Annotated in this window: 11 protein-coding genes and 1 tRNA gene; 11 read left to right on the plus strand and 1 reads right to left on the minus strand. The window is 44.2% G+C overall.

The features are described 5' to 3' along the window. Positions 1-24: 24 nt before the first annotated feature. Positions 25-435, minus strand: coding sequence for a YslB family protein (locus tag SLU01_RS03005; RefSeq protein ID WP_246110851.1), 411 nt, complete (start codon positions 433-435; stop codon positions 25-27). A 217-nt stretch (positions 436-652) separates the two neighbouring features. Between SLU01_RS03005 and SLU01_RS03010 the strand changes: the two genes are divergently transcribed. The 11 genes from SLU01_RS03010 (at position 653) to SLU01_RS03060 (ending at position 8,327) form a co-directional block, all read left to right on the plus strand. Beyond that, entirely contained in the window at positions 653-1,264 is a 612-nt protein-coding gene (locus tag SLU01_RS03010; protein ID WP_147055188.1) for a succinate dehydrogenase cytochrome b558 subunit, read from the plus strand. 54 nt (positions 1,265-1,318) lie between these two features. Then, the gene (gene sdhA / locus SLU01_RS03015) at positions 1,319-3,070 is read left to right on the plus strand and encodes a succinate dehydrogenase flavoprotein subunit (RefSeq protein WP_147055190.1); all 1,752 of its coding nucleotides are present in this window, start codon (positions 1,319-1,321) and stop codon (positions 3,068-3,070) included. 5 nt (positions 3,071-3,075) lie between these two features. Beyond that, the gene (gene sdhB, locus SLU01_RS03020) at positions 3,076-3,873 is read left to right on the plus strand and encodes a succinate dehydrogenase iron-sulfur subunit (protein ID WP_147055192.1); all 798 of its coding nucleotides are present in this window, start codon (positions 3,076-3,078) and stop codon (positions 3,871-3,873) included. Positions 3,874-4,033: 160 nt separating this feature from the next. Then, positions 4,034-4,480, plus strand: coding sequence for an acyl-CoA thioesterase (locus SLU01_RS03025; protein WP_147055194.1), 447 nt, complete (start codon positions 4,034-4,036; stop codon positions 4,478-4,480). Between the two features lie 87 nt (positions 4,481-4,567). After that, positions 4,568-4,780, plus strand: a complete 213-nt coding sequence (locus SLU01_RS03030; RefSeq protein WP_060204861.1) for a helix-turn-helix domain-containing protein — start codon at positions 4,568-4,570, stop codon at positions 4,778-4,780. Positions 4,781-4,959: 179 nt separating this feature from the next. Further along, positions 4,960-5,409: a MarR family winged helix-turn-helix transcriptional regulator gene (locus tag SLU01_RS03035; protein ID WP_147055197.1), complete on the plus strand. Its 450-nt coding sequence runs from the start codon at positions 4,960-4,962 to the stop codon at positions 5,407-5,409. Then, positions 5,406-6,212: a glutamate racemase gene (gene racE / locus SLU01_RS03040; RefSeq protein WP_147055199.1), complete on the plus strand. Its 807-nt coding sequence runs from the start codon at positions 5,406-5,408 to the stop codon at positions 6,210-6,212. Before SLU01_RS03035 ends, racE begins: the two co-directional genes overlap by 4 nt. A gap of 96 nt (positions 6,213-6,308) precedes the next feature. Further along, positions 6,309-7,067, plus strand: coding sequence for a ribonuclease PH (rph, locus tag SLU01_RS03045; RefSeq protein WP_147055201.1), 759 nt, complete (start codon positions 6,309-6,311; stop codon positions 7,065-7,067). Beyond that, complete coding sequence (locus tag SLU01_RS03050) at positions 7,064-7,678, plus strand: XTP/dITP diphosphatase (RefSeq protein WP_147055203.1); 615 nt, start codon at positions 7,064-7,066, stop codon at positions 7,676-7,678. Before rph ends, SLU01_RS03050 begins: the two co-directional genes overlap by 4 nt. Then, complete coding sequence (locus tag SLU01_RS03055) at positions 7,675-8,184, plus strand: metallophosphoesterase (RefSeq protein ID WP_147055205.1); 510 nt, start codon at positions 7,675-7,677, stop codon at positions 8,182-8,184. Before SLU01_RS03050 ends, SLU01_RS03055 begins: the two co-directional genes overlap by 4 nt. Before the next feature lie 69 nt (positions 8,185-8,253). Continuing rightward, positions 8,254-8,327, plus strand: a tRNA-Arg gene (locus SLU01_RS03060). The last annotated feature ends 414 nt before the right edge of the window (positions 8,328-8,741 follow it).

The raw sequence follows: 8,741 nt of genomic DNA on the forward strand, positions 1-8,741 counted from the left end.
ATGAGCCCATTTCGGTTGCTTGCATTAAATTGTTGTCTTCAAGTCCCATTTAACTTGGAATCGAATTTGGTTTTCTTTAAGAACTTTTTCTCCATAACATTCCGTTAGATAACCGTTGAGTTTTTGGAATTGTTCAGCGATGAACCCCGCCTCCAGCTGATAGGATCTGTTTTCAATCAAAGTTCGATCTTCAACGTGTAATAGAAATATCGCTTCGTCTTTTGAAATTTTCCCGGAAGTAAGTAGGCCCCAACCAGCCTCGGCGAAAAAGGCAGGCAGTTCATCTATGGAGAAAATGGGGAATTTCCGGGCGACTTCTTTCCCCGCCCAGTATAGGATATCATCTTCATGCTTGCCAAGGATATTAGGCAACACATGATCTCTTATAATTTCATAACCTAATCGGGTGGGGCTATCGATTATATGTTTATCCAAAGATTATGCAGTCCTTTCGGGGAAATCCGAATATTTGATGAACCTTTCGAAGATGTCCCGAAAAGTTCACATCATCTTGACCTCCTCAAAAGCGAGGAGTACAATGAACATGTTATCTTATTGTACCATGAAGAGGTATGTCGTCAACGGTCTTCATTTTGTATAAAACGTGACGACCATTTCTGACATACCTCACTAATAAGGGAGGGTAAAAGACTTGTCGAGAGAATCAGATTTTTACTTGCGCCGACTGCATTCATTGCTCGGAGTTATTCCGGTTGGGTTGTTCGTTACTCAACACTTGGTCGTCAACCATTTTGCAACGCGCGGTGAAGAAGCATTCAACACAGCATCCAATTTCATGGGGAACTTGCCGTTCGTCCTGTTTTTGGAATGGTTCATTATCTATATTCCATTAATGTTCCATGCGTTTTATGGCGTGTACATAGCTTTCACTGCGAAAAATAATGTCAAGCGCTACGGCACATTCCGTAACTGGATGTTCCTATTGCAACGTGTGACGGGAGTATTCCTCGTTATCTTCATTGCTTGGCATATTTATGAAACGAGAATTCAAAAGGCACTTGGCGCAGAAGTTGACTTCGATATGATGGCTAACATCCTGTCGAATCCATTCATGCTTGCGTTTTATATTGTCGGTGTCCTTTCTGCCACATTCCACTTGGCAAATGGCCTTTGGTCATTCGCTGTCACTTGGGGAATTGCGCAGTCACCAAATTCACAAAAAATCGTATCTTACATTACAATTTTAGCATTCCTAGTACTTTCGGTAATTGGCGTACAAGCGCTATTGGCATTCGTTGTCTGATAGCTCGATGAACTGCGTTACAAGAACATGTAAAATTTGAGGAGTGAAACAATAATGGCAAAAGGCAGATTGATTGTCGTCGGCGGTGGTCTTGCAGGCTTGATGGCAACTATCAAAGCTGCGGAAGAAGGAGTCGCTGTTGACCTATTCTCGCTCGTTCCGGTTAAACGCTCCCACTCCGTTTGTGCACAAGGCGGCATAAATGGTGCAGTGAATACAAAAGGTGAAGGCGACTCGCCGTATATCCACTTTGATGACACTGTATATGGAGGGGACTTCCTAGCGAATCAGCCGCCAGTTAAGGCGATGACAGAAGCAGCACCTGGAATCATCAGCTTATTGGATCGGATGGGTGTTACATTTAACCGTACACCAGAGGGACTCTTAGATTTCCGTCGTTTTGGTGGTACATTGCATCACCGTACAGCATTCGCTGGCGCAACGACTGGCCAACAGCTTCTATATGCATTGGACGAGCAAGTCCGCCGTCATGAAGTGGCTGGACTCGTTCAGAAATACGAACATTGGGAATTCCTAGGAGTCATTTTGGATGATGAAGGAATTTGCCGTGGAATCAAAGCACAAAACATGAAAAGCATGGAAATCAAAGCATTCCCTGGTGACGCAGTTATCATGGCTACTGGCGGCCCTGGAATTATCTTTGGTAAATCTACGAACTCAGTCATTAACACTGGTTCGGCTGCTTCCATCGTTTATCAGCAAGGTGCGAAATATGCAAACGGTGAGTTCATCCAAATTCATCCGACGGCAATTCCTGGAGACGATAAGCTTCGTCTGATGAGTGAATCAGCTCGTGGTGAAGGTGGACGTATTTGGACATATAAAGACGGTAAACCTTGGTACTTCCTAGAGGAGAAATATCCTGCTTACGGAAACTTGGTTCCCCGGGACGTTGCGACTCGTGAAATCTTTGATGTGTGCGTAAACCAAAGATTGGGCATCAACGGCGAAAATATGGTGTACTTAGATCTTTCTCATAAAGATCCACATGAGCTTGATATTAAACTTGGCGGAATCATCGAGATCTATGAGAAATTCACAGGCGATGATCCACGCAAATTGCCAATGAAAATTTTCCCGGCTGTCCACTATTCAATGGGCGGACTTTGGGTTGACTACGAACAGCATACAAGCATTCCTGGATTATTTGCAGCAGGTGAATGTGATTACTCCCAACATGGTGCGAACCGTCTTGGAGCTAACTCGCTTCTTTCCGCGATTTATGGCGGAATGCTTGCAGGTCCGGAAGCTGTTAAATATATGCGCGGTGTAAAACGAACAGCAGACGAACTGCCTTCTACACTTTTCGATGCAGCAATCAAGGACGAGCAGCAGAAGTGGGATGCAACGTTGAAAATGGATGGAACCGAGAATGCTTACATGCTTCATAGAGAACTCGGCGAAATCATGACTGAAAACGTAACGGTCGTCCGTTATAATGACAAACTTCAAGAAACGGATAATAAAATCCAAGAGCTTCTTGAGCGTTATGAAAACATTAGCGTTACCGATACGCAACTGTGGTCGAACCAAGGTGCGACTTTCACACGCCAATTGAAAAACATGCTTTATTTGGCTCGCGTTATCACATTAGGAGCGCTTAATCGTAATGAAAGCCGCGGCGCACATTACAAACCGGACTTCCCGAATCGTGATGATGAAAACTTCTTGAAAACGACAATTGCAGAATTTGACGGAAAATCTGCACCGATCCTTTCATATGAAGATGTGGATGTATCCTTGATTCCACCGCGTAAACGTGACTATTCCGCGAAGGGAGATTGACACAAATGAGTGAGCAAACAGCTGTCCAAGAGCAGCAAGTTGCAAGTAAAACAGTAAAGTTTGAAATTCAACGACAAGATACTCCTGATTCAAAACCATATTGGGAAAGCTTTTCAATCCCTTATAGACCGAATATGAACGTCATTTCCGCTCTTATGGAAATCCGTCGTAATCCGGTGAATGCCGATGGCAAAAAGACGACGCCGGTAAACTGGGATATGAACTGCCTTGAAGAAGTATGTGGCGCTTGTTCCATGGTGATCAATGGCCGTCCTCGTCAATCTTGTACAGCATTGGTTGATCAGTTGACGCAACCTATTCGCCTTGAGCCGATGAGAACGTTCCCTGTCGTCCGTGACCTCGTTGTCGACCGCGAGTTCATGTTCGACTCCTTAAAGCGAATCAAAGCTTGGATTCCAATTGATGGAACATACGATTTAGGAGAAGGGCCACGTATGCCTGAACGTAAACGTCAATGGACTTACGAATTATCCAAATGTATGACATGCGGTGTTTGTCTTGAAGCATGTCCTAACGTGAACGATAAATCGAACTTTATCGGACCGGCATTGTTGTCTCAAGTCCGTCTGTTCAACGCGCATCCAACAGGGGCGATGAACAAAGACGAAAGACTGCAAACAATTATGTCCGATGGCGGTATCGGTGAATGTGGTAACTCTCAAAACTGTGTTGTCGCATGTCCGAAAGGCATTCCGTTGACAACATCCATCGCAGCGATGAACCGCGCTACGACTGTTCAAATGTTCAAGAACTTCTTCGGAAGTGACCATATGGTTGACTGATTGATTTCAGTTCATTTACCCACTCTGCATATACTTGCAGAGTGGGTTTTATTTTGTTGTGTAGGGCAAGTCAAGAAGCAGTTGGAAAAGGCTATTGATGTTTAATAGTACTTTGCTATAATAAAAGAATGAATGTTCATTCATTTGAAGGGGAGTGGGGATGTTGAGAATTGGATATATTGAGGATTTAGAGAAATGGGCTGAAGAGTTCACCTTTTCAGTGCCAGTATCTGTCCGTTTTTCAGAAACGGATATGTATGGGCATTTAAACAATACAGTAACGTTCACTTATTTTGAATATGCTAGAATTGAATTTTTAAAACAAGTTGGCCATATGGCGGATTGGCTAGATCCAAAAGGTACGACAATTCCTGTAGTGGCGGATCTGCAATGTGATTACATGAAACAAGTTTTTTTTGATGAAAAACTGTCGATTTTTGTTAAAGCAGCGTCGGTTGGCAATAGTTCTGTAGACATTCATTACATGGCGAAAAACGCAAAAGAGAAAATCGTTTTTACGGGAAGAGGCTCGATTGTTCAAATTGATCGGACAACCGGTAAATCTGTTCCGTGGAGCGACGAGCAAAAATCGGCATTTTCCATATAAAATGATGAACGAGCCGGCACAGCCTAAACCATCTTCACATATTGTAAAGTGAACGTGGATAGGAGGGGGCGCGTCTTGACAGGAGAAATGAAAAACCGTTCTTTGCTGACAGCAAGGGAGCGAGAAATCTTTCATCTATTAGTGGATGATCATACGACGAAAGAAATCGCAGGACGGCTCGGCATTAGCGAAAAAACCGTCCGGAATCATATTTCTAATACCATTCAAAAATTAGGAGTATCCGGTAGGGCACAAGCGATTGTCGAATTATTGCGATTAGGGGAGCTGAAACTGAATTAGGCAATTGTCTTTGTCGTTCCATTTTTGAACGTCAAAGTTGAAGGCTGGACGTATAACCAGGCAGACTCAATTCCCTGAAATTCAGTGTTTACTTAGGACTCACTTAAAAAATAGTTGCGTTCTATGTTGAAAAAGGTGACAATAAGTAGATAGTATTCGTTTTCAGGGAGCTGGTATACGTGACGGAATACAATGGAGTAAATGTTGACGGGGCCGAAAACGTTGAAAAGGAACTTCGGTATATATCCGGGATTATTAAACAGCAAGGCCGAAAAATCTTAAAAAATTATACAATCACACCACCCCAATTCATCGCGCTCCAATGGTTATTTGAGCACGGTGATATGACGATCGGGGATTTATCCAATAAAATGTATCTGGCGTTCAGTACAACGACGGATCTTGTCGATCGCATGGAAAATAATAAGCTCGTCAAGAGGATTCGCGACGAACATGATCGCAGAGTCGTTCGTATACACTTATTGGGTGAAGGTGAACGTATTATTGAAGAAGTGATTGATAAACGTCAACAATATTTGAATACGATTCTTGAAGATTTTACAGAAGTAGAAATAAAAGAGCTTTCCCGTTTAATGACAAAACTGCATAAAGAGATGATCAAGGATTGAAAACACCGTATGATGCACCAATCGGGGTAATTGATTCCGGTGTCGGCGGATTAACCGTCGTGAAGGAAATGATTCGTTTTTTACCCGAAGAAACAATAATTTATATAGGCGATGATGCGCGTTGTCCGTACGGGCCACGTTCGGTCGAAGAAGTGAAGAAATTCACGATGGAGATGGCTGTGGCACTTTCTGATATGGGGATAAAAATGCTTGTAGTAGCATGCAACACAGCTACCGCGGTTGCCCTTGATGATTTGCGCAAGCATTTTCCTTTTCCGATTCTAGGCGTTATTGAACCGGGGGCGAGGGCTGCTGCTCTTGTATCGGCTACTCGAAAGATTGCCGTTTTAGGCACAGTTGGAACAATTCGTAGCGGCGCTTACGAAAATGCCATTTCCGCCATTGCGGCTGACACGGAGATTTTCCCGCTTGCTTGTCCGGAATTCGTTCCTCTCGTTGAAAGTGGTCAATATAAACGAATGGATATTAGCCCGATTATGAAAAAATCTTTAGAGCCGATTGCCAAATCGAAATTTGACACGGCGATATTAGGCTGTACGCATTATCCGCTTCTACTTAACCATATCCAAGAGCAATTACCGAAGAACGTTACAATTGTATCTTCAGCATATGAAACAGTCATGGATGTGGAAAGGACTTTAGCAGACCTTGGCATTGCCAACAACATTGGTAAAAAGAGTGAACCTATTTTCTTTACAACAGGGAAGTTGGAAGATTTTATCTCAATCGCATCCGATTGGCTTAAAATTGAAAGTCCCGATGTCAGACATATTGTTCTTTAAAGCCCGGAAGCCAATATAGGCATCCGGGTTTTTGCTTTGATGAAAATGTGTATGGTAAGATGGATGCTGAATTTAACTAGTGGAGGGTATCCGAAAATGAGACATGATGGAAGAACTGCAGAAATGGGAAGGCCGGTTACGATTGAAAAGGATTATCTAATACATCCAGAAGGGTCTGTTTTGATTTCAGTCGGAAACACAAAGGTTATTTGTACGGCAACCATTGAGGAAAGGGTTCCACCGTTTCTTAGAGGGAGTGGACAAGGCTGGGTGACTGCGGAATATTCGATGCTTCCCCGAGCGACTGGCCAAAGGACGCAAAGGGAATCCTCGCGCGGAAAAGTTGGCGGCAGGACGATGGAAATCCAACGCTTAATTGGACGAGCGATGCGTGCTGTGACAGATTTAACAGCACTCGGCGAAAGGACTGTCTGGATCGATTGTGATGTTATCCAAGCGGATGGAGGAACACGAACCGCTTCGATTACTGGGGCATTTGTTGCAATGTGCATAGCTGTTTCGAAATTGACGGCAGAAAAGGGATTGAAGAGTTTCCCAATCCGCGATTTTCTTGCGGCAATCAGCGTAGGGAAAACGGAAGACGGAATGCTTATCCTGGACTTGGATTACCCAGAAGACTCCGAAGCGGCAGTCGATATGAACGTTGTCATGACGGGTGCAGGTGAATTTGTCGAATTACAGGGAACAGGAGAAGAAGCGACATTCACAAGGCAGGAAATGAATGATCTTGTCGAACTCGCTGAATTGGGCATAGGGCGCCTTATCGAAATCCAACGTGAAGTGCTTGGCGATATTGCTATGAACATCGGACGGAAGGAAGGCGAGCAATCATGAAAAAGGTGCTCATCGCTACAAACAACAAAGGGAAAGCAAAAGACTTTGAAGCACTTTTCAAACCGTTCGGCATCGAAGTTTTAACACTTAATGATATCGAACAAGACATCGATGTAGAAGAAACAGGAGTGACGTTTGAAGAAAATGCCATCCTGAAGGCTGAAACGGTTTCAAAACTATTGGGTGTCATGGTGATTTCGGATGACAGCGGGCTCGAAATCGATAAGCTCAACGGCGCTCCAGGCGTCTATTCAGCGCGTTATGCCGGTTCTTTGAAGAGTGATGAGGCAAATATCGAGAAAGTGCTAACAGAGCTTCAGGGAGTGCCTGAGACGGAACGTACGGCGCGTTTCCGATGCGTCCTTGCTGTGGCGGGTCCGAATCAGAAGACCGTAACATTTTCGGGCAGCTGTGAGGGAAGAATCCTCACTGGAAAAAGGGGCACTAACGGTTTCGGCTATGACCCGATTTTTTATTTGCCGCAAATGGATCGTGCGATGGCTGAATTGTCACCTGAAGAAAAAGGTCAGATTTCGCACCGTGGGGCAGCTCTGCAGCAACTGAAAGAGCATTTGCCACAGTTGATGGACTCGTTCGGTGATTCCCAATGAAGATCATTGTGATGAGCGATTCGCATGGTGATAAGGAGACGGTGAAAGCCGTTTCCGCGTTGCCGGCGGATGCTCTATTTCATTGTGGGGATAGTGAGCTGTTGGCGGAAGATCCGTTATTGAGTGGCATGCATATAGTAAGAGGGAATTGCGATAGGGACGTTGGGTTTCCGAAATCCCTTATCGTTGAGGTAGGAGGCAAAAGGGTAGTGATGGTCCATGGCCATGAACATGATTGCAAAAGGACACTATTGCCGTTGTATTATACTGCCCGTGAACATCAGGCAGACATCGTGCTTTTCGGCCACTCCCATTTGTATGGTGCGGAAATGAAAGATGGCATCCTATTCCTCAATCCTGGCAGCACCTTGCTTCCACGGGCAGGCAATGAACCGACATTCGCGGAAATTGAATGGGATCATGACGAAGCAGGTTATAAAATTTCGTTTAAAAATCTTAGATTAGAAATCATTGATTCGACAGAATTAAAAAATATCGCAAATTAGCGTTGACTTTTCCAATAACCCTGCCTATAATAATATTTGTCGTTGGCAATCGTTGGTTGCTAATTACTTGTCTCAGTAGCTCAGTAGGATAGAGCAACAGCCTTCTAAGCTGTGGGTCGGGGGTTCGAATCCCTCCTGGGACGTTTGAATAATGTGGAAGTGCGGTCATAAATGCTGAAGAACATTCAGTGTTTATGACCGTTTTTACATATAGTAGATTCGGTATATGCGTGCATGTTGTTCATTTAAGCGTCTTTACTGGCTTTTATGCGCAATTATGACCTTTTATGATTATTTTATTTGATTTATGCGCTTCTAAAGGCATTTATGCGTAATTGGGAGAAGATGCTGCTGATGTAGAAGTTTATTGTAAGGGATCAGTTTATTTCCATTCCTATAGGGAAATCTTAGGGGGAAGAATCGAAAATTACAAGTCGTCTCTAAGGATTGAAGCGGAAGGCGGCGACTCCTGGGGGATAAGCGGGACAGGTGAGACCCCGCAGGTAGCAAAGCGTAGCTGCGCGGACGAGGAGGCTCACCGCCCGCCCCCCCCCCCC

Origin of the sequence: Sporosarcina luteola (assembly GCF_007991495.1) — a bacterium.
Taxonomy (GTDB): domain Bacteria; phylum Bacillota; class Bacilli; order Bacillales_A; family Planococcaceae; genus Sporosarcina; species Sporosarcina luteola.

Excerpts from the sequence above, each read along its gene's own strand:
- SLU01_RS03055 (WP_147055205.1), top strand. The coding sequence starts at position 7,675 with ATGAAGATCATTGTGATGAGCGATTCGCATGGTGATAAGGAGACGGTG.
- sdhB (WP_147055192.1), top strand. The coding sequence starts at position 3,076 with ATGAGTGAGCAAACAGCTGTCCAAGAGCAGCAAGTTGCAAGTAAAACA.
- SLU01_RS03050 (WP_147055203.1), top strand. The coding sequence starts at position 7,064 with ATGAAAAAGGTGCTCATCGCTACAAACAACAAAGGGAAAGCAAAAGAC.
- SLU01_RS03025 (WP_147055194.1), top strand. The coding sequence starts at position 4,034 with ATGTTGAGAATTGGATATATTGAGGATTTAGAGAAATGGGCTGAAGAG.
- rph (WP_147055201.1), top strand. The coding sequence starts at position 6,309 with ATGAGACATGATGGAAGAACTGCAGAAATGGGAAGGCCGGTTACGATT.
- sdhA (WP_147055190.1), top strand. The coding sequence starts at position 1,319 with ATGGCAAAAGGCAGATTGATTGTCGTCGGCGGTGGTCTTGCAGGCTTG.
- SLU01_RS03030 (WP_060204861.1), top strand. The coding sequence starts at position 4,568 with ATGAAAAACCGTTCTTTGCTGACAGCAAGGGAGCGAGAAATCTTTCAT.